The sequence below is a fragment of the Sporosarcina sp. G11-34 genome (genome assembly GCF_026931025.1).
Map to the genome: position 1 here is coordinate 34923 of NZ_JAHNZW010000004.1, position 22310 is coordinate 57232.

Annotated in this window: 24 protein-coding genes and 1 riboswitch; of the genes, 17 read left to right on the forward strand and 7 right to left on the reverse strand. The window is 39.5% G+C overall.

Annotation, left to right across the window (positions count from 1 at the left end; translation table 11 throughout):
• Positions 1-281: 281 nt before the first annotated feature.
• The 4 genes from mprF (at position 282) to KSU66_RS06440 (ending at position 6463) form a co-directional block, all read left to right on the forward strand.
• A complete protein-coding gene (mprF, locus tag KSU66_RS06425) occupies positions 282-2828 on the forward strand; it encodes a bifunctional lysylphosphatidylglycerol flippase/synthetase MprF (RefSeq protein WP_269050606.1) in 2547 nt (848 codons plus the stop codon).
• Between the two features lie 12 nt (positions 2829-2840).
• Positions 2841-3836, forward strand: coding sequence for an alpha/beta fold hydrolase (locus KSU66_RS06430; protein ID WP_269050607.1), 996 nt, complete (start codon positions 2841-2843; stop codon positions 3834-3836).
• A 1017-nt stretch (positions 3837-4853) separates the two neighbouring features.
• The gene (locus KSU66_RS06435; protein ID WP_269050608.1) at positions 4854-5015 is read left to right on the forward strand and encodes a hypothetical protein; all 162 of its coding nucleotides are present in this window, start codon (positions 4854-4856) and stop codon (positions 5013-5015) included.
• Positions 5016-5800: 785 nt separating this feature from the next.
• Positions 5801-6463, forward strand: coding sequence for a DUF1232 domain-containing protein (locus KSU66_RS06440; protein ID WP_269050609.1), 663 nt, complete (start codon positions 5801-5803; stop codon positions 6461-6463).
• A 128-nt stretch (positions 6464-6591) separates the two neighbouring features.
• On the opposite strand, the gene KSU66_RS06445 is transcribed toward KSU66_RS06440, so the two are convergent.
• The 4 genes from KSU66_RS06445 to KSU66_RS06460 are packed head-to-tail and all read right to left on the reverse strand — an operon-like array spanning position 6592 to position 9381.
• A complete protein-coding gene (locus KSU66_RS06445) occupies positions 6592-7323 on the reverse strand; it encodes an ABC transporter ATP-binding protein (protein WP_269050610.1) in 732 nt (243 codons plus the stop codon).
• On the reverse strand, positions 7316-8089 hold the full coding sequence (locus KSU66_RS06450; RefSeq protein ID WP_269050611.1) for an ABC transporter permease: 774 nt from the start codon (positions 8087-8089) through the stop codon (positions 7316-7318). Before KSU66_RS06450 ends, KSU66_RS06445 begins: the two co-directional genes overlap by 8 nt.
• Positions 8086-8376 (reverse strand): thiamine-binding protein, encoded by a 291-nt coding sequence (locus KSU66_RS06455; RefSeq protein ID WP_269050612.1) that lies wholly within the window; start codon positions 8374-8376, stop codon positions 8086-8088. The genes KSU66_RS06450 and KSU66_RS06455 overlap by 4 nt, the downstream gene beginning before the upstream one ends.
• A gap of 12 nt (positions 8377-8388) precedes the next feature.
• A complete protein-coding gene (locus tag KSU66_RS06460; protein ID WP_269050613.1) occupies positions 8389-9381 on the reverse strand; it encodes an ABC transporter substrate-binding protein in 993 nt (330 codons plus the stop codon).
• Positions 9382-9480: 99 nt separating this feature from the next.
• Positions 9481-9589, reverse strand: a riboswitch (TPP riboswitch).
• Positions 9590-9792: 203 nt separating this feature from the next.
• Between KSU66_RS06460 and KSU66_RS06465 the strand changes: the two genes are divergently transcribed.
• The 6 genes from KSU66_RS06465 to KSU66_RS06490 all read left to right on the forward strand — a co-directional run bounded on the left by KSU66_RS06465 (position 9793) and on the right by KSU66_RS06490 (position 15108).
• A complete protein-coding gene (locus tag KSU66_RS06465; RefSeq protein ID WP_269050614.1) occupies positions 9793-10137 on the forward strand; it encodes a hypothetical protein in 345 nt (114 codons plus the stop codon).
• A gap of 199 nt (positions 10138-10336) precedes the next feature.
• Entirely contained in the window at positions 10337-11212 is an 876-nt protein-coding gene (locus tag KSU66_RS06470) for a YIEGIA family protein (RefSeq protein WP_269050615.1), read from the forward strand.
• 12 nt (positions 11213-11224) lie between these two features.
• The gene (locus KSU66_RS06475; RefSeq protein WP_269050616.1) at positions 11225-11416 is read left to right on the forward strand and encodes a capping complex subunit for YIEGIA; all 192 of its coding nucleotides are present in this window, start codon (positions 11225-11227) and stop codon (positions 11414-11416) included.
• 25 nt (positions 11417-11441) lie between these two features.
• Entirely contained in the window at positions 11442-13787 is a 2346-nt protein-coding gene (locus tag KSU66_RS06480) for a xanthine dehydrogenase family protein molybdopterin-binding subunit (protein WP_269050617.1), read from the forward strand.
• The gene (locus KSU66_RS06485) at positions 13784-14620 is read left to right on the forward strand and encodes an FAD binding domain-containing protein (RefSeq protein WP_269050618.1); all 837 of its coding nucleotides are present in this window, start codon (positions 13784-13786) and stop codon (positions 14618-14620) included. Before KSU66_RS06480 ends, KSU66_RS06485 begins: the two co-directional genes overlap by 4 nt.
• Entirely contained in the window at positions 14617-15108 is a 492-nt protein-coding gene (locus KSU66_RS06490) for a (2Fe-2S)-binding protein (RefSeq protein WP_269050619.1), read from the forward strand. The genes KSU66_RS06485 and KSU66_RS06490 overlap by 4 nt, the downstream gene beginning before the upstream one ends.
• A 54-nt stretch (positions 15109-15162) precedes the next feature.
• Here KSU66_RS06490 and KSU66_RS06495 read toward each other — a convergent pair whose 3' ends face one another.
• Positions 15163-15549, reverse strand: coding sequence for a hypothetical protein (locus KSU66_RS06495; RefSeq protein WP_269050620.1), 387 nt, complete (start codon positions 15547-15549; stop codon positions 15163-15165).
• 188 nt (positions 15550-15737) lie between these two features.
• Between KSU66_RS06495 and yfkAB the strand changes: the two genes are divergently transcribed.
• Positions 15738-16862, forward strand: coding sequence for a radical SAM/CxCxxxxC motif protein YfkAB (gene yfkAB / locus KSU66_RS06500; RefSeq protein ID WP_269050621.1), 1125 nt, complete (start codon positions 15738-15740; stop codon positions 16860-16862).
• A gap of 102 nt (positions 16863-16964) precedes the next feature.
• Positions 16965-17678, forward strand: coding sequence for a YwaF family protein (locus KSU66_RS06505; RefSeq protein WP_269050622.1), 714 nt, complete (start codon positions 16965-16967; stop codon positions 17676-17678).
• Positions 17679-17690: 12 nt separating this feature from the next.
• Here KSU66_RS06505 and KSU66_RS06510 read toward each other — a convergent pair whose 3' ends face one another.
• A complete protein-coding gene (locus KSU66_RS06510) occupies positions 17691-18080 on the reverse strand; it encodes a hypothetical protein (protein ID WP_269050623.1) in 390 nt (129 codons plus the stop codon).
• 536 nt (positions 18081-18616) lie between these two features.
• Between KSU66_RS06510 and KSU66_RS06515 the strand changes: the two genes are divergently transcribed.
• The 5 genes from KSU66_RS06515 to KSU66_RS06535 all read left to right on the forward strand — a co-directional run bounded on the left by KSU66_RS06515 (position 18617) and on the right by KSU66_RS06535 (position 21885).
• Entirely contained in the window at positions 18617-18760 is a 144-nt protein-coding gene (locus KSU66_RS06515; protein ID WP_269050624.1) for a hypothetical protein, read from the forward strand.
• A 12-nt stretch (positions 18761-18772) separates the two neighbouring features.
• Positions 18773-19309, forward strand: coding sequence for a TetR/AcrR family transcriptional regulator (locus KSU66_RS06520; RefSeq protein ID WP_269050625.1), 537 nt, complete (start codon positions 18773-18775; stop codon positions 19307-19309).
• 211 nt (positions 19310-19520) lie between these two features.
• Complete coding sequence (locus tag KSU66_RS06525; RefSeq protein ID WP_269050626.1) at positions 19521-20414, forward strand: 3-keto-5-aminohexanoate cleavage protein; 894 nt, start codon at positions 19521-19523, stop codon at positions 20412-20414.
• Entirely contained in the window at positions 20414-21367 is a 954-nt protein-coding gene (locus tag KSU66_RS06530) for an L-carnitine dehydrogenase (protein ID WP_269050627.1), read from the forward strand. Before KSU66_RS06525 ends, KSU66_RS06530 begins: the two co-directional genes overlap by 1 nt.
• 47 nt (positions 21368-21414) lie before the next feature.
• Positions 21415-21885, forward strand: coding sequence for a thioesterase family protein (locus KSU66_RS06535; protein WP_269050628.1), 471 nt, complete (start codon positions 21415-21417; stop codon positions 21883-21885).
• A gap of 69 nt (positions 21886-21954) precedes the next feature.
• Here the strand turns inward: KSU66_RS06535 and KSU66_RS06540 are convergent, their stop codons facing one another.
• A complete protein-coding gene (locus KSU66_RS06540; protein WP_269050629.1) occupies positions 21955-22209 on the reverse strand; it encodes a hypothetical protein in 255 nt (84 codons plus the stop codon).
• Positions 22210-22310 lie beyond the last annotated feature (101 nt).

The following is a 22310-nucleotide window of genomic DNA, read 5'->3' on the forward strand; positions in this document are numbered from 1 at the left end:
GATTACAGTGCTATTAAGCGCTGATTTCGAAATTGGCGATAATGGCTTGATCATGGAGGGGGGAACGATTACAATCTTCCCGGTAACTCCTAGCGAATCAAAGGGCAAGATGTATTATAGTCAATAGCAATTCATATTCAAGGTCTTGTTGGATACTTGCAACTTTGAAGTGTTTTTAGTTTTGTCAATAGGGTATGTTAATAGTATATTTCCTCCGAAAACCATTGTTAGTTAGGGAACGTTTTGCATAAAGTAAATCAAAAACAAACGGGGGGGATCCGATGCTGAAGATTCGAAAAGAGCAACTCGTTCAACTACTAAAAATCCTGTTTCCAATACTGCTCCTAGTTATTGCAACGATTGAAATTGGTAAAGCGGTGAATGGAATTGATGGAAGCTTGTTACGACATGAAGTGAGTCAACTACAACCATGGAAAGTGATTCTTATTTTTGTCTTTGCTTTATGCACAATACTGCCAATGTTATTTTATGATGTCATCCTTATAAAGTTGTTAGGGATCCAAATGAAAGCGAAGAAATTAGTGAAACACTCGTTTATCGTCAATACATTTTCGAACTTAATCGGTTTTGGCGGGCTCGTTGGACTCATGTTAAGGAGTTATTTCTATTCGAACTATAAAGAAGAAAAAAAAGGTGTATTGAAAACAATCACTTCAGTGACACTTTTTTATCTGACGGGAATATCACTACTCTCATGGATCGTACTCATCGGCTTTCGAAATTTCCCTTTACTTGTCGATAAGACATGGCTATTTCTAATTGTAGGGGCAGTAAGCATCTATTTACCAATGTTCATTTTATATTCCGTAATTCGACTTAAAAAAGAAAATAGTTCATCGATTAAAATCAAAGTCGCATCAAGTCTTATCGCTACGTCGACGATTGAATGGATTTCTGTCTTTCTTCTTATATGGTTGTTAACGTATTTTCTTCATATTCCGATTGGATTAACGGATTTAATCCCTGTCTTTCTTATTGCTGCTTGCGTCGGGATTGCAAGTATGATCCCGGGTGGAATTGGTTCTTTTGATCTTATTTTCCTCTGGGGTACGCAAAGTTTAGGGATTGCAGATGAAAAAGTGCTTGTGCTGCTCGTCCTTTATCGGTTAAGTTACTTTGTTATCCCTTTTCTTCTGGCGGCCTTCCTCTTTGTTAAAGACTATTGGGAAAAGTGGAATCGTTCATGGAACAATATACCAAACACCGTCTTTGAGCAAATCAGTCATACCTTATTAACGTTTGCCGTTTTCATATCAGGAATTATTTTGCTTTTGTCGGCATCTGTGCCTGGTGTCTTGAGCCGATTGAAAATTGCACAGGATTTTTTGTCTTTACCAATTATGAACGTGTCCCATCAATTGACCGTCATTGCTGGAGTTCTTTTATTGGGGCTTTGTCGAGGCATTGAATATCAAGTGAAACGGACATACAATATTGTCGTTATCGTCTTAGCTTTAGCCGCTGTTTTTTCGTTGTTGAAAGGATTCGATTTTGAAGAGGCTATCTTTGTCGGTATCGTTGCAATCCTCCTTAAAGTATCTAAAAAACGGTTTTATAGAGAGAGTTATGTGCGTACATGGGGGAAAATATCGTTTGATATGGCAGTGATCTTTACCATAACTGCAATGTACGTCATTATTGGGTATGTAAATTTACCGGCTTCAAACTTACGTGTTTCCGATAAGATACTCCCTTACATCCTGACCGATTATCTTGACTTGTTTTACAGTGCAATTATTGGGCTTCTCATTGCGGGGATAATTCTGCTATTTGGTTATTTCGGGCGTAAATCGAAGCAAATCGAAAAGATATCTCCTATCCATTACGAAGATGAAATAAAAGAGCATCTCGGGAAATATGGTGGAACTGAACTTTCTCACCTCATTTTTACGAACGACAAATATATTTTTTGGAATGAAGAAAAAACCGTTTTATTTTCCTATCAGACATATGCAGATAAAATTGTTGTTCTCGGTAATCCAGTTGGAAAGAAAGACGACTTTTCGTCTGCAATCGAGAAGTTATTGGAAACAGCGGACCTATATGGTTATACACCTGTCTATTATGAAGTAAGCAGGGAGTTTATTCCCTATTTACATGAGTACGGCTATGGATTTTTTAAACTTGGTGAGGAAGCTTTCGTTAACTTGGAAAGGTTTTCTTTTTCAGGGAAGAAGATGAAAAACGCTAGAGCTATAAAAAATAAATTCGAAAGAGAACTATATAGAGTAGAATTGTTAACACCACCATTTCAAGCGGATCTTATGCAGCAATTGAGAATTGTTTCAGATGAATGGTTGCATGGAAGAAAAGAAAAAGGATTTTCTCTTGGATTTTTTGACGAAAAGTACTTAAATACTTCAGAGATTGCCGTTATGAAGGGAGAAGAGGGAATTATTGGCTTCGCAAGCTTAATGCCAATGTATGACAATCACAAAGTTATTTCCGTCGACTTAATGCGTTTTAAGCCTGGTTCTCCGTCTGGTACGATGGATTATATTTTTCTATCCTTGTTCGAATGGGCGAGCGAATCGGGGTATGAACGATTCAATATAGGCATGGCGCCCCTTTCGAATGTCGGTCTTTCCAAATATTCGTTTTTACCTGAAAAGTTGGCGGCTCAACTCTTTCTACACGGACAATTTTTCTACCACTTCAAGGGGTTAAGAAACTTTAAAGAAAAGTATGCGAACAATTGGGAACCAAAATATTTAGCCTACCGAAAAAGGTCCTCATTACCAATTACAATGGCACAACTTACATTAATGATAGGGAAGGGCAGAGAATCAGACAACAAGCCAAGTTGAAGGAGCCTGTTTATGGAAGTGAAACCGGGTAAAGACGAAGCAAAAAAAATTAATTCTTTAGAAGCGGTAAAAATAAATGGAGTTAAGCAGTGGATTTATGTGCGAAGTAAAAACCTTAATAATCCTATCATTCTTTTCTTACATGGTGGCCCAGGTGTTTCTCATATTTACTGTATAAAAAAGTACTTCGAAAACTTGGAAAGTCGTTTTATAGTCGTGGATTGGGACCAACGAGGTTCTGGGAAAAGTTACTCCGAAACAATACCAAAAGAAACATATACAATCAACCAATACGTTGAGGATGTAAAAGTTTTGGCGGAGTTATTAAAAACACGTTTCAACAAGAAGATATTTCTTGTAGGTCATTCTTGGGGAAGTATTATTGGTCTTATGGCAGTCTATAAATATCCACAATTATTTCAATGTTATATTGGCCTTGGTCAAGTCGTTGATATTGTTGCGGGCGATAAAAGAGCGTATGATCACGCATTGGAACAATCCAAGTTAAACAATGATAAGCCTTCCCATGAAAAACTAAATAAAATGGGTCCACCGCCTTATCACTCACTTTACAAATCATTACTATTTCGGATCTATCTCAATAAGTATGGGGGTTTTGACTATAAAAAATCAATAAATCTTTGGACGGATTATTTAAAGGAAATGGTTTTTTCGAAAGAGTATAGTCCAATGGATGTCGTGAAATGGTTGAAAGGGATAAATTACTCGGGTAAAAGAATGCAGAAAGAAATGCTTACAGTTAATTTTATAGAGCAAATTAAAAAAGTGAAAATCCCTGTGTACTTTTTAGCTGGAAGATTAGATTATATAACCCCAAGTTCATTGGTAGAGGAGTATTATGCACTTATTGAAAGTCCGTATAAAGAAATGATCTATTTTGAAAATGCAGCCCACAATGTACATTTCGAGGAAACAGATAAATTCATTCATGTTTGCTGTGAAGTTGCAAATAAGTTTGAAAATAGCGATAGCAAGTTGAACTATTGAATTTGAATGTTTTAGAAAAATGTTATATGTCTTACGATTATCTTGCGAGTTCTACATTTGTAAGGGGAGAGAATTAAAAGAGGGCGGCGTTCGGGCGAAATCCCGCCCTTATGGCCCCGATACATACAGGCGTTGTTCTTGTTCTATGAACATATAACAAAATCAGCGCAAAATAAATGGGGGATTTAGAATAGGCGACAATTGAAAAAAACGTTGATAATCTCCTGACGCGTTACGGGACAAGACTTATTCGTTGCAAAATTATTACGTAGGGTCAGACAGAAGAGTTGGTGGGGAGATTGATATTAGACGGTAAAATTAGCCAGGACTATTAAAGCATATAGAAAAGTAATTAAATATTATGTTCGGGGCGCGCCCTCAGATTGAAAATGAAATCTTGTCCAGCCCCCATGTATATATCCGCAAAGCTTACAACTTCCAACATGAAAAATACACGCTGTACTCAAGTTTTTTAGAATCTAATTGATCAAACTCGAACAAAATTGATTAGTGAAACACATATCAAAAGAAATATTCCCGTAAGTAGTGCCTACCGATGTTAGATACGGCGGTATGTGACAAACCGTCGTAAGTTGGAGTCAGACCAACGTATCGACTTTATAGCACACTATAGTTCATCAAGAATTGGCATCATTAAAGAAAAGCGATTGTTAAATATAGTGATAAACTTTTGCACCGCTTAGGAGGTGCTTTTTCCATGCCTGAAAATTACCGGGATGGCGGTGGTATAATATGCCTACTTGGGAGGATGTTAGGGAAGAGTAGGGGACAGCAAGCATAACGTTTGTTGTATTAGCAGAAAAAAGCGATGCGAAACTTAGGACAGTTGCAATAAGAGGGATAGTAGGGAGTGAAAGCCAATTGAATGTTCTGAATGGAAAGTGCCAGAAGATATGTATTGTGAAATCTGATAATACATTGAAGAAGAACCCGTCGGCGGAAGGCTAATTTCTTTTCAACTACTGAAATCTATTCACTTTAAATACCTAATAAACCATGGAGGACATCATGACACATTTCCTACAAAGCTTAATGGATCAACATGGATATCACATGCTTGGTATTGTGCTTGGTATTGCGCTTCTTCTTGAGCTCCTTGCATTGCCTTTACCAGGAGAAGTGCTTATGGCTTACGCAGGACTAATTTTCTTCTTGTGAAGAAATTGACTTTCTGTCAACTATAAAATAGATAGTCATTATGGACATTGTAGTTAAACTATTTTTAGTTTTGACGATAAGTCAACAGTTAAAGAGTTGATTGAAATGACAAAATGTCAATATTTCAACCGTCTAGGTAATTGACATGCCGTCAACAGGCGTGTAAACTTGTATCAGATACCTAATCTATTACCTATATGAGCCGATTTCATAATTCCCTATTTTAACTTAAAGTACGAATGATAATGGGGTTTTAAGTTTTATTGTTCATTAATATAGAAGGCGTTTCGTTGATTGGAGCGGAGGGCGGCGACTCCAGTGGGAACAGCACGAGCTGAAAGCCCCGCAGGAACTCAGTGACGAGGAGATTGAAGCCGTGCCCACGGAAAGCGTCCGACCGGAGCGGAAATCAACTTTGTTCGTATTTCAAGACTAAATCTTCTATTATGAAATTAACTCATATAGGTTGAACTAAAGAAAGTGACACCTAGTTGATTGTAGTGGAGAGCGGCGACTCCAGCGGGAAAAGCAGGGCAAAGACGGAGAGAGAAAGTTTCACTCTCTCTTTGTCCAGGTCAGACCCCGCAGCAAAGCGAGGAGGCTCACGGACCGCCCACAGAAAGCGTCCGCTCGGAACCGAAAAAAACGGCTCAGTAAAGCGATTATCATTAGACTTTTTCAGGTTAAAATCTTTAAATCAATATATATAGTACATTTTTTACATATTGATTTGTTAATTGACAAGTAATGCTTTCCCTAATAATTTTTAGAAAGGACAATAGAATATGTCTGAAGAAAGAACAAGCAACAGCCTCGGTTTGTTGTTAAGAGATTTATTACAAGAACGTTCATTGTCAATGCGACAACTAAGTGAACTTACTGAAATCGACACAGCTACAATTTCTCGCATTAGTAACGGAAAACGAAACGCAACGCTAGATCACTTACAAAAGTTTGCAGACAGTTTAGATGTTCCAATGCAAAAGTTAGTTGAAGCTGCCGGATACCCGTTTGAGGGGGAGGAGATAAAGAAACAATCAGATATTCATATGTCAGTTGATATGATACAAGGCTTTCTGGAGTCCTCAAATGTATATAAAGATAATTTTTCTATTGAACAGGTGGAAGAAAAATTAACAGATTACGAACTATATGTACAAACAGAAGAGGGAGGCAATACGATTCTAAAAGGCTTTGAGGAGAAAATTCAAAGTGTGAGTGGTATAGGTCCTTTCATTACACAACTTAAGGAACTATTTTCGAAATATCGTGAACGACAATCAACTCCATATGAGCTCACTTTAATTGGAAGTGCACTCCTATATTTCATCATTCCAGTAGATGTAATTCCAGATTATATATTTCCAATCGGCTACTTGGACGACGCGATTGCAGTGAAACTTGTTGTCAAATCATTATCAAATAGAGGCGTGACATTTGATACATAACAACTGCGAAGAAACAATAATTCTAGTATAGGTAGTACGATTTATGAAAAGGAGCGAAAAAAATTGCGTGAACGACTGTAGTCGACTCACGCAATTTTTTTCATATGAAATGAAATAATTATTACCTATTATCCTCTTAATTCATAATGAATTTCTCTTTTCAATTTCATGAATTCGTCACTCAACAAAAGCTCTTCCTTACGTGGTCGCGGGAAGGGGTTGATGATTTCTTTTTTTATGGATGCCGGTTTATTTGAAAGGATAAGAATTCGGTCGGACAAATAAAGGGCTTCATCGATATTATGGGTAATGAACAAAACCGACTTCCGGTAATCCTCCCAAATCGCAAGTAACCACCCTTGCATTTCAAACCGGGTGAATTCGTCGAGGGCGGAAAAGGGTTCATCCAAGCAGATGATAGATTGTGGACTGTTTAGACTTCGAATGAATGCAACACGCTGCTTCATACCGCCAGACAATTGGTGTGGATAGGCATCTTCATATCCACCAAGTCCCGCCTTTTCAATGAGTTCCAAGGCATTCCCAGTATCTTTTGAACCTACAATTTCTGAACTTAATAAAACGTTTTGTAAAATGGTTCGCCAAGGGAGTAACGAAGGATTTTGTGGCATATAGCTAATATGGCCGCGAGAATTATTTACGCTATTTCCATCCAATGTAATATCTCCATGATCAGGGGCATACAGGCCTCCAATCAGCTGAAACAATGTGCTTTTTCCGCTTCCGGAAGGCCCAACAATTGAAACGAATTCGCCGTCATCGACATGAAATGAAACATCTTGAAGTACATGATTTGTGCCATATGATTTTGAGATATGTTGTAACTTTAATTTACTCATCGGACGCATTCCCTCCTTGTCGTTGCCATTTCAAAAACCATCTTTCAATAAGTGCAATGATTGCGAAAAACGTTAAGCTTAAAATCATAATAAGGAAAATGGCAACAAATACACGATCTGTTTTAAATGAAGAGGAAGCATACGTCATATACACACCAATTCCTTTACTCGCACCAAGCCATTCCGAAATAACAGCCCCCATCACGCTATACGTACCTGCAATTTTTAAACCCGAAAAGATGGAAGGGAGAGCAAAAGGCCATTGCAATTTCCAGAAGATTTGTCGGTTTGTTGCTCCTGTCATTTTCATATAATGCAATAGATCCCTGTCTGTTTGCCGCAAACCATCCAACGCCGCAATTGTAATTGGAAAAAAGCAGACGAGCACAATGATGATGAGTTTTGGTAATATACCGAATCCGAACCAAATGACAAGCAATGGCGCCAAAACGATGATGGGTATATTTTGCGATAAAATGAGTAGTGGATAAAATGCTTCTTGTAAGATGGGTAGACGGAATAGCAATATTGCGACCGCTAGCCCGATGATGCTCCCAATCGCATAACCTATAAGGGTCAGTGTAATGGTAGAGAATATATGATTTGAATAAAGTGCCCAGCCTTGAATTGCTTCTTGTCCTATGTGAGTGGGGACCGGGAGCAACCAAACAGGAATCGCAAAAAGACGACCGGCAATTTCCCATGAAATAAGTAAAAGGATGATGACCCCTAGTGGTCGCCATCCTTTTTTCAAAACAGTTTTCAACGGTATTTCTCCGTCAACTTGTCCATCGAGGCACCGTCTGGTTTATAAAAGATTTTCACTTGAGATATAATACTAAGTGAACCTTTTTCAATCATCTTCTCATTCATTTTTTGGACAATCCCGAGTAGGTCTGACAAGTTTCCTTCCATCGTCGTTTCAAGTGGGGATACTTGATAAGGAACTCCCGCTTCCTCAATTACAGCAATCGCTGCGTCAACGTAAGGTATCACGTCTTCTCCATTTGGTGTTTTAGGTATGATTTGAATACTTACTAATGCGTTTGTCATGTAAATTCCTCCTTAGTTAGGTAAAAACTCATTTGTGAATGCATCTTCCGCGATAAATTCACCGTCAAGTAAATCGTTTTCAGTTAGCCACTCTGCGTAGCCTTGCCAAATCGACAGTTTTTGTTCACCCCAACGAGGTGCATCGTCTTTATATTTTGGTGAAATCCATTGTTGACTCGCTTTGACGAGTTCTTCATCAAGATCAGGAACGGCTTTCAATAAAATCGTTGCGGCTTCCTCTGGATTTTCACTTGCGAATTCATAACCCTTCGCAACGGCTTTGACAAAAGAACGGACCGTATCTGGGTTATTACTAATCATCTTTTCATTCGTCGTAAGAACGGGCGTATAAAAGTCAAGTTTGTCCGAGTAGTCTTTCAAGTACTGCATATTCAAGTCGATGCCACGAAGTTCCGCTTCAATTCCAGTCCATGCGTAGTAAATCCATCCAAAATCAATATCTCGCTCAACTGCCGTAAAAAAGTCGGAGCTTCCTATATTGATGAATTCAACTTTCTTGGCATCCGCATGTTCTTTTTCCATAAGTGAAGAGATTACAGCTTGCTCGATAGGGGCGCCCCATCCACCGTATGTCTTACCTTCATAGTCTTTCGGTGATTCGATGCCGTCTTTCTTTAAAGAGGCAAAACCCGATGTATTATGTTGAAGAATTGCAGCAATCGAAACGATAGGTATATCTTGGGCGCGGGCATCCGTAATCGATTCCTGTGCACCAATACCAAACGAGGCTTTACCGGCGGCTACGAGTTGGTCAGCACCTGCTTCTCCTGGTAACATAATTTCCACATTAAGACCTTCGTCCTCAAAAAAACCTTTTTCTTTCGCTACATATAGGCCGGTATGGTTTGTGTTTGGCGTCCAATCGAGTACAAACTGAACTTTTTCCAACTTTGAACCCTTTTCTTTCCCATTGCCTTCCTTACTGTTGCATGCCGAAAGTACAAGTAACAGACTCAGCGCGACAAACAACGACACTTTCTTCAATCCTATTCCTCCTCATAGATTCATAGCAATTACACATGTACAGTTTTTCGGAACAAAAAATGCGTGCTCCGAACAACCGAAGAACGCATAACCATAGACAAAGCTAATGAGTATGTTCCCTTCGCTGGCCTTAACCAGATCAGGTTCAAAGGGTCTATACCTTTTAAGTATATCTCAACCAGCATCACTGGTACCCCTACATAATTATAACTGTATGAAGTTTTATAATCCTTACCATGTCTACTGTGCCACATTCGCCTAATGGAATCAAGTATATGCGAACAATGTATGTAGATTCTATTCAGTTGATATTGAATTTTATTATAGGGAAGATATAATACATAGTGAATCAATGCAGTGAGGTATAGAAGGCAATTAGTTGTTAAAACAATGATGTAGGGAGTAAATAGTATGATTTATGCAAGTGGGGTTGTTTCATTCCTTTCAAATAACACGGATCGTAAGTCAATTGTAAATAGAAGAAACAGGACTATTACTTTGGAATTTATAGAAAGAATCCCTTCAGAGAATAACGGCAGTACTTCCGAGAAAATCACTTGCAAATTTACGGTGCTTCTTCCTAGAAGTTATGAATGCAAAACATTGGAAGACTATACCGGGAAAATCAAGCCGTTTTTACAGGCATCTATAAAAAAGGTGATTGTCAGTGTAGCGATTTCCCATTTGAACTATGCAAGCAGTGGGGCGACTGATTTAAGGAAAACAACTTCCTACGGAAAGTATTCACCTAAATAAATGCATCTTCATCTACAGTCCAATCTGTAAATGAGGATGCTTTTTCATTTATTTGAAATAAATCTCATTAGGAAGATTTTACTCGATATAAGATTGAATTGACATGACTAAGACACCCGTCTGTTATTTAATTCATATTAGTCCAAAAAGCTGGTTATGCTATGCATGATAGCACCTTTTTATGAAAGGGAGACGATTCATGGATAGTTACTTACCGGCGGTTGTCATCGGCATTATTTTTGGTTTTATCTCACGTCTTACTTTATTACGTACAGATTTCCGTCAATATCCTACCTATCCACAAGGGCGAATCATTCATCTTTCTTTTGGATTTATAGCCGCATTTATTGGGGCAGTTGCGATTCCAGCCGTTTTGGAATCCGATTGGACTGCGGTTACGTTTCTAGGTTTGGCAGCTACCCAATTTCGTGAAGTTCGAAAGATGGAAAGGGATACACTCGAAAATATAGATACGAAGGAATTGGTAAAGCGCGGGGCTCCTTTTATTGAAGGAATGGCACAAGCATTTGAAAGTCGGAATTATTTAGTCATGTTTTCGGCTTTAGTAACGACGCTTGTTTCTGTTTATTCCCTTTGGCTGGGCGCATTGGCCGGAGTTGCTACGCTTATTATCGTTAAAAAGAATATGTCGGGCAAATTGTTACGTGCGATTGCTGACGTTTCTGAAGGAGACATAAGGTTTGAGGGACCTAATCTTTTCGTCAGTGATATTCTCATTAAAAACGTCGGCTTAGAGGATACACGGAATGTGATTATGGAACGGGCTGTTGGTGTGATAGTCACTCCTAAAAATGAAAATAGCGTTGTCACCATATCTCATCTTGGTCAAAGACAAGCGATGCTACACCACGTCACTACTGTTCTTGGCGCATTTCTAGATTCAGGAGAACCGGCTCTTGTGCCGCTTGCGAAACGAGATATGGAAGACGGAAGAATCGCCTTATTCATTTTGCCGCGCGAAAAAGACTTTGAACAAATCAAAACGGTATTGGAAAAAGTCCCCGTCCTAGACAGCGCCATCCGTTTACCAAGCGAAGCAGATAAAGGGAAATAAGGAGTTGTGAAAATGAATGAACAACATTCAGCGATTGTTGCCATTGTGACGACTAACCCTAAGAACCTAACAGGCGGGGGCACCCCTGTTTTTATTGTGACAGATGGCGAAGTTTTACAAAAAACTAGTTTGACTTTAGAAAAAATCATGGATGCGTCAGCCCATGAAATTAACACGGAAACAATCATTATCGTTGCACGGTAAATATAGTTCGGGAGGTATTTTTGGTATGACACATAAAATACGGACAACGGTTGGGAAAGCTGAAAAACGAATTGATGCAGTAGAAAAGTCAGCGGGAAAAGTAAGATATATAGGAGATTATTCAGTGCCGGGGTTAATGCACGCAAAACTTGTAACAAGCACACAAGCCCATGCCTTGATTAAATCTATTGACACGACAGAAGCGTGGAAAATGCCTGGTGTACGCGCGATTGTGACAGGTAAAATGTTTCCGTTTCATATAGGCCCCATTTTAGCGGATCGGCCACCGTTGGCATTTGAAAAAGTTCGTTATTATGGTGAACCCGTTGCGATTGTTGTAGCGGATCATGAACATCAGGCCAAGTTGGCAACTGAAAAAGTGAAAGTTAACTATGAACCGCTACCTATCGTCAATTCTGTTCAACAAGCTTTTCAACATGATGCCCCTCTTGTTCACAAAAACTCCGGGCAATATACGAAGCTAATAAGCGATGTCTATCCTAAAACGGGTACCAATATTGGCAGTCATATCAAAATACGTAAAGGAGATTTTGACTCCGCATGGGCAAACTGTGAAGAAACAATTACGGCTACTTACTCATTCAACCTTTCGGATCACGTTGCACTCGAAACAAGAAGCGTACGAGTTGAAATTAATCCGATGGGCAAGGTTATTGTTCATTCCTGCACCCAATCCCCATTTACAATCAAAAAAGTGCTCAACCAATTTTTCAATATTGAAGTTGGAAATATTTTGGTTCATGTTCCGATGGTTGGTGGTGCGTTCGGAGGAAAAGGGACTGTACAGTTAGAACCGCTTGCCTATTTAGCTTCGAAAGCAGTAGGTGGTAAATTGGTGAAACTGGAGTTTGACCGGGGAGAAGATATGACTACAGCGCCTTGCCGGATTGGCCTCGATGCCACAATTCAACTTGGGGTAACTAAAAAAGGAAAATTGGTAGCCGGAAAATATACGTATTTAATTGATTCAGGTGCTTATACAGATCAAGCGGCTGGGATAACGAGAGCGGCGGCACTAGATTGTACAGGCCCCTATAATATACCGAATGTCTGGTGCGACTCGTACTGTATGTATACAAACCATCCATTCGCTACTTCGTTTAGAGGCTATGGTCACCCGGAACTTACTTTTGCAGTGGAGAGAACAATGGACCAACTTGCCAAACAGCTACATATCGATCCAGTCCAGTTACGGATCATTAATGGTATTAAACCCGGCGATACAACGCCAACCCAGACCGTATTAACAGCAAATAATATTGGCGATGTGGAGAAATGTGTGAACCGAGCAAAAGAACTTATTCAATGGGACGAAGGACAAACACATGAGGTCGCAAAAAACAAAGTCCGTTCGAAAGGACTTAGTTTGTTTTGGAAAACGTCGACAACCGCAACAAATGCACAAGCGGGAGCCATCCTAACATTTGAAGCCGACGGAAGCGTAAATTTAAATTGTGCCGCAATTGAGCTAGGACAAGGAACGAAAACGATTCTGGCACAAATTCTCGCAGAAAAACTAGGGATGGAAATGAAGAAAATTCATGTAACGATGGAACTAAACACGCAATATGATCCCCACCAATGGCGTACCGTCGCGAGTAGCTCAACTTTTTTAGCGGGTCGAGCAGTCGTTTCCGCGGCGGATAATGCGCTTTCCCAATTAAAAAAAACAGCATCTATTGTCTTGCAATGTTCCGTGGAAGATTTAGACGTGGGAAACGGAAGGGTTTACTTGAAACCTGATCCTACATTTGGAGTTGAAATCAAAGACATTGCGTTAGGATACACCTACCCAAGTGGACATTCTATCGAAGGACAAATTGTCGGAGTCGGAAAACATATTCAACGTCATTTAACGCCGATGGATCAGCAAACAGGATTTGGAAAGCCAGGTCCTTGGTGGTCCGTTGGTGTGCAGGCCGTGGAAACTGAACTGGATACAAGGGATTTTACGTATAAAATTTTAAAAGGTGTCACAGTTCTTGACGGCGGAACGATTATTAATCCAATGACGGCAACGCAGCAAATGCGGGGCGGCATGCATATGGGGTTAAGTTATGCGACAAGTGAAAAGTTTATTTTCGATGAAAAAGGCGTTGTTCAAAACTCGGGGCTTCGAAATTACCCGATGTTGCGGTACGGGGAACAACCGGCGGAATATATTGTCGAATTTATCGAAACACCCGCGGCAGACGGTCCATACGGGGCTCGCGGAATTGGTGAGTACGGAGTCATCGGGGCGCCAGCTTGCCTTGCGAATAGTCTTTCAACCGCAACTGGTGTCGAGTTAAATCAATTACCGCTTACTCCAGAATTCATATGGGAGACAAAGAAGGTGAATGACCAATGATTGCATTCGATTTCGAATACTATAAACCTTCCTCGATAGCGGAAGCTGTTGAGACGTATAGCATCGTTCAAACGCAAGGGAAGAGTGCGATGTTCTTTTCTGGCGGTACGGAATTTATTACTTTTGCGCGGGTAAATAAACTAAAAGCGGACGCCGTCATTGATATTAAAGGAATTCCGGAATGCAATGTGTTGGAGGTTCAGGGAAACGAGCTAGTTATTGGAGCGACAATGTCACTCAACAAAATTACAGAGTCGAAACTATTTCCTCTTTTAGGGGAATGCGTAAAACAAATTGCGGATCATACGTCGAGAAATAAAATTACAATTGGTGGGAATATAAATAGTGAATTGATCTACCGGGAAAGCGTCTTACCTCTATTATTAACAAATGCTAAAGTGAAAATAACGAATGGGAACGAAGTGGAAACAGTTTCATTAGACACTGTTTTTAATAAAGAAATGAAACTTAAACCTGGGAACTTTCTTCTTCAGCTCATGGTTGACACCTCTTATATTGACCTACCCTATGTGAGCCTTAAGAGAACAAAAATTTCTAAAGTAGGTTATCCAGTCGTCTCCGTCGCGGCAATCACAAAAAACAATCAAATTCAGGTCGCGTTTAGCGGTGTTTGCGAATATCCATTTCGTTCGGCTAAGATTGAAGCGATTTTGAATGACTCGAATGGTACTACGGATGAACGAATTGAGAGAGTGATTGCTCATCTTCCTTCATCGATTGTCGACGACATTCAAGGATCGGGAGAGTACCGTGCCTTTGTGTTGAAAAATGTTTTATTAGATACGCTAAACGTATTGGAGAGGGTAAAATGATAACGGAAAATGGAATATCTAAAACACTGATCCATTTACATGTAAACGGAGAAACACAGGAGGCGGTTGTTCGCTCTGCTGATACACTTTTGTATACATTACGTGAGGAGCTTGGGTTAACGGGTACAAAGCGGTCATGTGGTGACGGTGACTGCGGGGCCTGTACGGTTCTAGTTAACGGGGAACCTACTCATTCCTGTCTTTCATTGGCCATTGAGGCAGTAAATCAACCGATTACAACAATCGAAGGGTTACTTAATTCTCCCATGCAAAAGATGTTTGTCGAAAAGTGGGCGATTCAGTGTGGTTATTGTACACCGGGTTTTATCGTCAATTGTCATGCGCTTGTAAATAAACACCCGGATGCCGAAGACGAGGTCATTGAGGAATGGTTACAATCGAATATTTGTAGATGTACGGGATATCAAGAAATACAAGATGCTGTAAAAGCAGTTTTGAAGGCTGGGAATGCATCTTTAAATGAATAAACGCCCACGACTTTTCCACTTGGAAAAGTCGTGGGCGTTTATTCATTTAGGCGTTCACCCTTTTTTAAAGCTATTGTTTCCGCTGTTTAGGGAGTGGATGAGTTGAAGAGTTTGTGCTGCTTGTTCGATTTGTTGTTGTACTTGTTCCAATTGTTGTTGTTCTGCCGTTGTAGATTGTGTAATTGAGATTCCTTGCATATAATTTAATAATTGAACGGCTTGTTGAAGTTGTTGTTGTGCCTGTTGCAATGATGGTAAGTCTATCATTGAAGCTATTTGCTGAATTGTTTGTACGGCTTGTTGCATAGCTTGTAGTGCAAGTTTCTTTTTTGTGTCAAATTGTTGTTCCATTTGTGTTTGATTTTCCTGCAGTTGCTGTTGCTGCTGTTTCATTTGTTGTTCTTTAAAACTTTGCTCTTGTTGTTCACTTGGTTTTTTCATATGGATTACGCCTCCTTCAAATTACTTGTATACAATAGTCTGTCCTAATAACTATTATTTAAAATGAATTCGCATTTTTTATTACTTCAGACGGCGTTGAAAAGACGTTAGTTAGCCCTTGCTTAACACTCAATAAACATGCATACTATTTTAGTGTAAAAAAACTATGTATAGGAGTTATTTATAAAATGAATAGTGCAGCATTTAAAAAAATGACACCTGCTCATGATCCATGGGAAGCTTACTTGGACGTACAAGAGCACGGCAAACTCACGCTATCTAGTATTGAATTCACGACGACATACTTGTGTAATATGCGCTGCGAACATTGCGCGGTTGGGTATATGTTGCAGCATAAAGATCCAGATGCTTTGCCTATCGAATTGCTTTTATCCCGACTAGACGAAATTCCTCATTTACGAACAATTAGTATTACAGGTGGGGAACCGATGTTTTCTAAGAAGTCGGTTGAACAATATGTTTTACCTTTACTGAAGTACGCACACGAGCGTGGTGTTCGAACGCAAATGAATTCAAACTTAACGATGCCTTTAGATCGTTATACGGCAATCGCCCCGTATTTGGACGTTTTACACATTTCACATAACTGGGGTACCATCGATGATTTCATCGATGGAGGTTTTGCTAATATGGATCGGAAACCGCCCCGTGAACGTCGTGCGGGGCAATTTCAGCGGATGATTGACAACAGTCGTGCATTGGCTGAAACGGGTGTTATGGTATCAGCGGAGACGATGTTGAATAAACGCACACTGCCGCATCTTGAACATATTCACCGACAAATTATTGAGGAAATGAAATGTGCGCGCCATGAAGTACACCCGATGTACCCAAGTGACTTCGCTTCGCAGCTTGAAGTGCTTTCTTTAGATGAAACACGAAAAGCAATCCATAAATTATTGGATACGCGTGATGAAGATGTATGGATGCTGTTTGGCACGTTACCGTTTTATCCATGCAGTAATAACGAAGAGGATTTAGCACTGTTGAAACGAATCTACAATAGCAAAAACGTATCGGTACGCAACGATCCGGATGGTAGATCCCGCTTGAACGTCAACATTTTCACAGGAGACGTCATTGTGACCGACTTTGGTGATACGCCGCCAATGGGCAATATTCAAACGGATTCACTTCCAGTGATGCTAGACCGTTGGCAAGAACGTCCACTTGCGAAAACGATTAGTTGCCACTGTCCAGCAGTCAAATGCTTAGGACCGAACTTATTAGTAAAAGAAGCCTATTATTCTGAAACGGACTTCATGAAGAAAAAATCAAATATTACGCTTTAAAATGTTCGTAAAACAACATGATTACGGGAAGTTTATCGTGATCATGTTGTTTTTAAATAGTTAAATAGATTCGAATCTGTACAAGGAAATGGGATGGAATATATGGTAGATAACAGAGAACCCGACTTTGTTATGTTTTCAACGACTCATATCGCAACTGTATTTGTAGTATGCTTGCTCATCATTTTGTTGTTCATTTCAAAAGGGAGATGGGCAATTGAACCCAAATCTACTCAACTAATGGAGCGCATTTTTGCGTTTACTTTATTGTCGATGGAAGTCCTTTACCATGTTTGGGCGATTGGGACGGGGCGATGGGATATAAGTAATTCATTGTCGCTTGAATTATGTAGTTTTAGTTTATTGGGTGCAATTATCCTTTTATGGACGGGGAACAGGTATCTCGTCGATTTCGTCTTTTTTGCGGGAATAGGAGGGGCGCTTCAAGCGATAGCGACCCCTGTTTTAGATTTCGACTTTCCACATTTCAGGTACTTTCATTTCTTTTATACGCATAGTGGGATTATATTGACGGCACTTTATTTTATGTGGTTTAAAGGATATAGGCCTACTTATAAAGGAATTATTAAAGCAATGATTATCTTAAACCTATTGCTTCCGCTTATATTTGTTGTAAATATATTGGTTGATGGAAACTATATGTTTTTAAATACGAAACCAGAAACGGGGTCCTTGCTTGATTATTTAGGACCTTACCCGTGGTATATCCTTTCAATGGAAGGAGCTGCGTTTTTTGTCTTCCTTTGTCTATGGTTATTATTCAGGAAATGGAATGTTAAGCTAAAAAAGGGATAGACAACTATTGTCCTACCAATGTAACTCGATCGTTAAATCGCAACAACTGTTTTCTTGATTGAAATTATCTATTTTAATACGGATTCCAGTGGGAGTAAAATCAGTCTTTACATGTAATGTGATTCCAGTTGATAAAATCAATTCATCTACTTTTTTAGTGTTCGATAATTGGGCGGAATCCATCAGTTCATGTGCAAATTCTTTAGAGTTAATAATCTTATCCAATAATAAATTGGCTTGCTTCATGAGTTCTTGAAATTGTTGTGCGGATGAGTTTAGTATTGTCGTATTTATAGGTGGGAACGGGCTTTGTGGCTTTACGGCGCTATTTGGATTAACTGGAATTGTTGTATTCAAAGCGAGCCACTGGGGATGATAATACGGATAAGAGATATAATACATAGAAACACTCCTTTCTAAACATCATATATTCTTATACTATGTGCAACCTGAAGAAGAAGTTTTCTAGATTGGTAGACCAACTATAATAATTAGCGGAAATACGAATCATTTACCGACCTTTCATCATTTACTAAAGAGAACGAACAATTTTCTTTTAAGGGGTGGATGGATGTGTCGAAAAGGAAAAGAGGAAAAGCATTAAATAAACTACCTTCAAATGGACGCGGAGACTGCCCATTATGTATAAGAAGTGGTATTAAGTTGTTGTATACGCACAGATTGAATACAAATGAAATCATTCAAGTATGTAAATTTTGCCGAGATAGATAAATATGTAAAAATTGGTGAAGTAGCTAATAGCGAAACAGTTATGGTTAAATTAAGGCATATAAAGAGGATATGTCAGTTACTCTATCTGAAGAGAAGATGGTTATAAACTGACTTATTGGCGCGACGGATAGTTAAAAGATGACTACGGTAAAATTATTACTATTGATAATAGTAGTAAATCAATCCGTGCTTGACAATTTGTCCGGATGCCAAATCTCTGGCAGGGAACAGGCAATTATATGTACCGTTTCGGTGTTGACGCATCGAAATGGTTTTTTTACGTCTGGATTACGAAAGTGTCGAAAAAAAACCGTCTGGATGGTATATTGCTTACATATGTAAGCAACTGAGGGGGAAATCAAATGGTCCAAACAACTCGGAAAATAGATATTCTTGATGCTGCGTCCAAGATTGTAGCGGAGAAAGGAATCTTTTCGTTAACAATAGAAGCTGTAGCAAAGGAAGCTGGCATAAGTAAAGGAGGCTTGCTTTACCATTATCCATCAAAAGAAGTGTTAGTTGAGAAGATGGTTGAGCATCTTGCCACAAATTATAGAAGTAAAATTGCTAAGAATGCTGAAGAAGACCTTGCCGAAAAGGGAAGCTGGACTCGCGCCTATTTAGATGTCACGTTTAAACAAGCGTATCGAAATAAGGATATGCACTCTGGATTGCTGGCAGCAAAAGCAGTAAATCCATTATTACTAAATCCTATTCATGAAGCGTATTCTGAGTGGCAACATGAAATTGAAAACGATGGGTTAGATCCAGTTATGGCAACAATCATTCGTCTAGCAACTGACGGAATTTGGTTAGCAGATCTTTTTGGTATTAATCCGATTGAAGATGATCGTAAAGAGTTGATTTATGAAACGTTAAGAAAATGGACGAATAAATAATATCCGTCCAATTTACGAAACAAATAGCTGATGACAAGGCCTTCCAACTAATGAAGAGGCATTCAAATCACTTATAAAACATGCTGGAATTACTTCATTTTACCTAATGGGTTGAAAGTGAAATCTTCCACATGTATAGTGTGATTAGAATTCAAAACCGTCCAGACGGTACAGTATGAAAAGATGAAAAAAATGAATCGGGGGAGATACTATGAAGAACAAAGTTTTGTTAACAGCGGCAGTTACAGGTGCGGGAGATACAACAAAAATTAATGAATACGTACCAGTGACTCCTAAAGAAATTGCAGATGCTGCGATTGAATCGGCAAAAGCTGGGGCAACAGTAGCTCATATACATGCCCGTGATCCAAAAACAGGTGGCGTAAGTCATAATATGGATCATTACCGAGAAATAGTAGACCGCATCCGTGAATCAGAAATAGATGTCGTTATTAATATTACTGCTGGTGGCGGGGGAGATTTCATACCTAGTTTAGATACGCCTGCTGCTGGAGGTAATGGGACATTTATTCAAACACCTGGCGAGCGACATAAACCGGTAGGAGAATTACTCCCAGAAATGTGTACGCTTGACTGTGGAAGCGTCAACTTTGGGGATATGATTTATGTGAGCCCTACTGATTGGTTAAGACAACATGCGAAGCTCATTCAAGAAAGTGGCGTAAAGCCCGAATTAGAATGCTTTGACACGGGACATCTTCGTTTCGCCAAAAAATTAATTGATGAAGGGCTAATTGATGGAGATCCAATGTTCCAATTCTGCCTAGGTATTCCTTGGGGAGCAGATGCAGATATTGAAACATTAATGTACATGAAAAATCGTCTGCCTGAAAATGCACATTGGTCCGCATTTGGCATCGGTCGAATGCAATTGCCAATCGCTATGCAAACAGCCATGTTAGGTGGCAATATACGCGTTGGATTGGAAGATAACTTATACCTAACAAGAGGTGTGCCCGCACGTAACGAACAACTCGTGGATAAAGCAGTTAACATGCTTAATAGCAACAATATAGAAGTAATGACTCCTCAAGAAGCACGAGACTATTACGGATTGAAAAATCCTCGAGGAGGCAACAAATAATGAGTGATATAAAAAAACTGGCTATCATTGGCACAGGTGTAATCGGAAACGGTTGGATTGCGCGATTTTTAGCCCGAGGATATTCAGTCGTTGCTTTTGATCCGGGTGAGGGTGCGGAAGAGCGAACCCGCATAGCAATTGAACGTGCATGGCCTTCTTTAGAAGAACTGGGTCTTGCTCCAGGAGCTTCGGCTGATCGGATTACATTTGTCTCCACAATAGAAGAAGCGGTAAGAGATGCCGATTTAATTCAGGAAAATGTTCCTGAAAGAGAAGAGTTAAAAAGAAGTGTGTTAATGAGCATTGACCAACATGCAAGACCTGAAGCAATTATTGCATCAAGCACGTCAGGGATTATGCCAAGTACATTGCAAGAAGGTTTGAAGTATCCTGGGCGAATGATTGTGGCACATCCATTTAACCCTGTTTACATTTTGCCACTTGTTGAACTAGTAGGCGGCCGTTCAACGACGCCATTCATTATGGAGCGGGCAAACGAATTCTATAAATCAATTCATATGAAACCACTTATTATACAAAAGGAAATCGAAGGTCATGTAGCAGATCGTCTAATGGAAGCACTATGGCGCGAATCGTTGCATTTGGTGAACGATGGCATTGCTACGACTGAAGAAATAGATGCAGCCATCATTTACGGTGCGGGCCTTCGGTGGGCACAGATGGGACCATTTTTGACATTCCATTTAGCTGGTGGGGAAAAAGGCATGCGTCATATGCTTGAACAGTTTGGCCCGGCGCTTAAACTTCCATGGACAAAGCTTGAAGCACCGGAACTGACAAATGCCTTAAAAGAAAAAGTTATTGAAGGCTGCGAAACTCAAGCTGGAGTTGGTTCAATCGCCGAACTAGAAGTGAAACGCAACGAGTTTTTAGTAAAACTACTCGATTTGGTTGAAGAATATTGGCATGAGCCAAAACGAGTTTCTAGTTAAGCCACTTTCGGATGTCACAAACATTGGAATTATTGGAGGAAGTCATTATGGGATACACAACATTTAACTACAGGGATCTCGTACAATCCAAATGGGTTGACTATAACGGTCACATGAACGATGCGGCTTATGCAATCGTGTTTAGCCTCGCCGTAGATGAATTTATGAATTATATAGGTTTAGATGAAAAGGCGCGTGAACAACATACGTATACAATCTTCACGTTGGAAACACATGTATGTTATTTACTTGAAGCGAATGAAGGGGAACAGCTCGGTGTAACGGCACAGCTATTAGATGTTGATGACAAACGGATGCATGTATTTTTCACAATGAACAATAGTGTCGGAGACGTTATCGCAACGAGTGAACAAATGCTTATGGGAATCGATACCGAACAAGGAAAAGCTGCATCATTCCCTGCACCAATTGCATCCACAATCGAGCGACTCTCACTTCTAGACAAACAGCTAGAAACGCCGAAGCAAGTAGGTAGAAAAATCGGCATTAGAAGATAAGTTTATGTGATTAATGAATACAAAAAGCAAACCATTTTAAAATGGTTTGCTTTTTGTATGTTGGCTCTGTTACATCTTACAATTTCTTTTCCATAGATAAAAAAGTATAGCGAATACTACCTGAACTAAAGGAACAAATATTGCCCAAGGAAATGGTGGGTGCTTACTAAAAAACCAAGCATCAGGAAAAATCAAAATTGCACTTAACAACATCCAAATCCAAGAACGTTTAATAATGGGGTAGACAAATGTAACGACTGATGCTAAAAACAACGGATAAAACAAACCTAAAGACTCCAATAAGACTCCCATAATTGTTTCCATGCTTTAAACCTCCACTCTATTTTAACAAAACCTATTATTAACAAGACAATTACGATTCTTAACCCAAAATTAACTGTTATACGATATAATAAAAGAAGTAT

Excerpts from the sequence above, each read along its gene's own strand:
- yfkAB (WP_269050621.1), top strand. The coding sequence starts at position 15,738 with ATGAATAGTGCAGCATTTAAAAAAATGACACCTGCTCATGATCCATGG.
- KSU66_RS06535 (WP_269050628.1), top strand. The coding sequence starts at position 21,415 with ATGGGATACACAACATTTAACTACAGGGATCTCGTACAATCCAAATGG.
- KSU66_RS06445 (WP_269050610.1), bottom strand. The coding sequence starts at position 7,323 with ATGAGTAAATTAAAGTTACAACATATCTCAAAATCATATGGCACAAAT.
- mprF (WP_269050606.1), top strand. The coding sequence starts at position 282 with ATGCTGAAGATTCGAAAAGAGCAACTCGTTCAACTACTAAAAATCCTG.
- KSU66_RS06525 (WP_269050626.1), top strand. The coding sequence starts at position 19,521 with ATGAAGAACAAAGTTTTGTTAACAGCGGCAGTTACAGGTGCGGGAGAT.
- KSU66_RS06495 (WP_269050620.1), bottom strand. The coding sequence starts at position 15,549 with ATGAAAAAACCAAGTGAACAACAAGAGCAAAGTTTTAAAGAACAACAA.
- KSU66_RS06515 (WP_269050624.1), top strand. The coding sequence starts at position 18,617 with ATGCCAAATCTCTGGCAGGGAACAGGCAATTATATGTACCGTTTCGGT.
- KSU66_RS06440 (WP_269050609.1), top strand. The coding sequence starts at position 5,801 with ATGTCTGAAGAAAGAACAAGCAACAGCCTCGGTTTGTTGTTAAGAGAT.
- KSU66_RS06540 (WP_269050629.1), bottom strand. The coding sequence starts at position 22,209 with ATGGAAACAATTATGGGAGTCTTATTGGAGTCTTTAGGTTTGTTTTAT.
- KSU66_RS06470 (WP_269050615.1), top strand. The coding sequence starts at position 10,337 with ATGGATAGTTACTTACCGGCGGTTGTCATCGGCATTATTTTTGGTTTT.
- KSU66_RS06430 (WP_269050607.1), top strand. The coding sequence starts at position 2,841 with ATGGAAGTGAAACCGGGTAAAGACGAAGCAAAAAAAATTAATTCTTTA.
- KSU66_RS06505 (WP_269050622.1), top strand. The coding sequence starts at position 16,965 with ATGGTAGATAACAGAGAACCCGACTTTGTTATGTTTTCAACGACTCAT.
- KSU66_RS06490 (WP_269050619.1), top strand. The coding sequence starts at position 14,617 with ATGATAACGGAAAATGGAATATCTAAAACACTGATCCATTTACATGTA.
- KSU66_RS06530 (WP_269050627.1), top strand. The coding sequence starts at position 20,414 with ATGAGTGATATAAAAAAACTGGCTATCATTGGCACAGGTGTAATCGGA.
- KSU66_RS06480 (WP_269050617.1), top strand. The coding sequence starts at position 11,442 with ATGACACATAAAATACGGACAACGGTTGGGAAAGCTGAAAAACGAATT.
- KSU66_RS06435 (WP_269050608.1), top strand. The coding sequence starts at position 4,854 with ATGGAGGACATCATGACACATTTCCTACAAAGCTTAATGGATCAACAT.
- KSU66_RS06455 (WP_269050612.1), bottom strand. The coding sequence starts at position 8,376 with ATGACAAACGCATTAGTAAGTATTCAAATCATACCTAAAACACCAAAT.
- KSU66_RS06485 (WP_269050618.1), top strand. The coding sequence starts at position 13,784 with ATGATTGCATTCGATTTCGAATACTATAAACCTTCCTCGATAGCGGAA.
- KSU66_RS06465 (WP_269050614.1), top strand. The coding sequence starts at position 9,793 with ATGATTTATGCAAGTGGGGTTGTTTCATTCCTTTCAAATAACACGGAT.
- KSU66_RS06475 (WP_269050616.1), top strand. The coding sequence starts at position 11,225 with ATGAATGAACAACATTCAGCGATTGTTGCCATTGTGACGACTAACCCT.
- KSU66_RS06520 (WP_269050625.1), top strand. The coding sequence starts at position 18,773 with ATGGTCCAAACAACTCGGAAAATAGATATTCTTGATGCTGCGTCCAAG.
- KSU66_RS06510 (WP_269050623.1), bottom strand. The coding sequence starts at position 18,080 with ATGTATTATATCTCTTATCCGTATTATCATCCCCAGTGGCTCGCTTTG.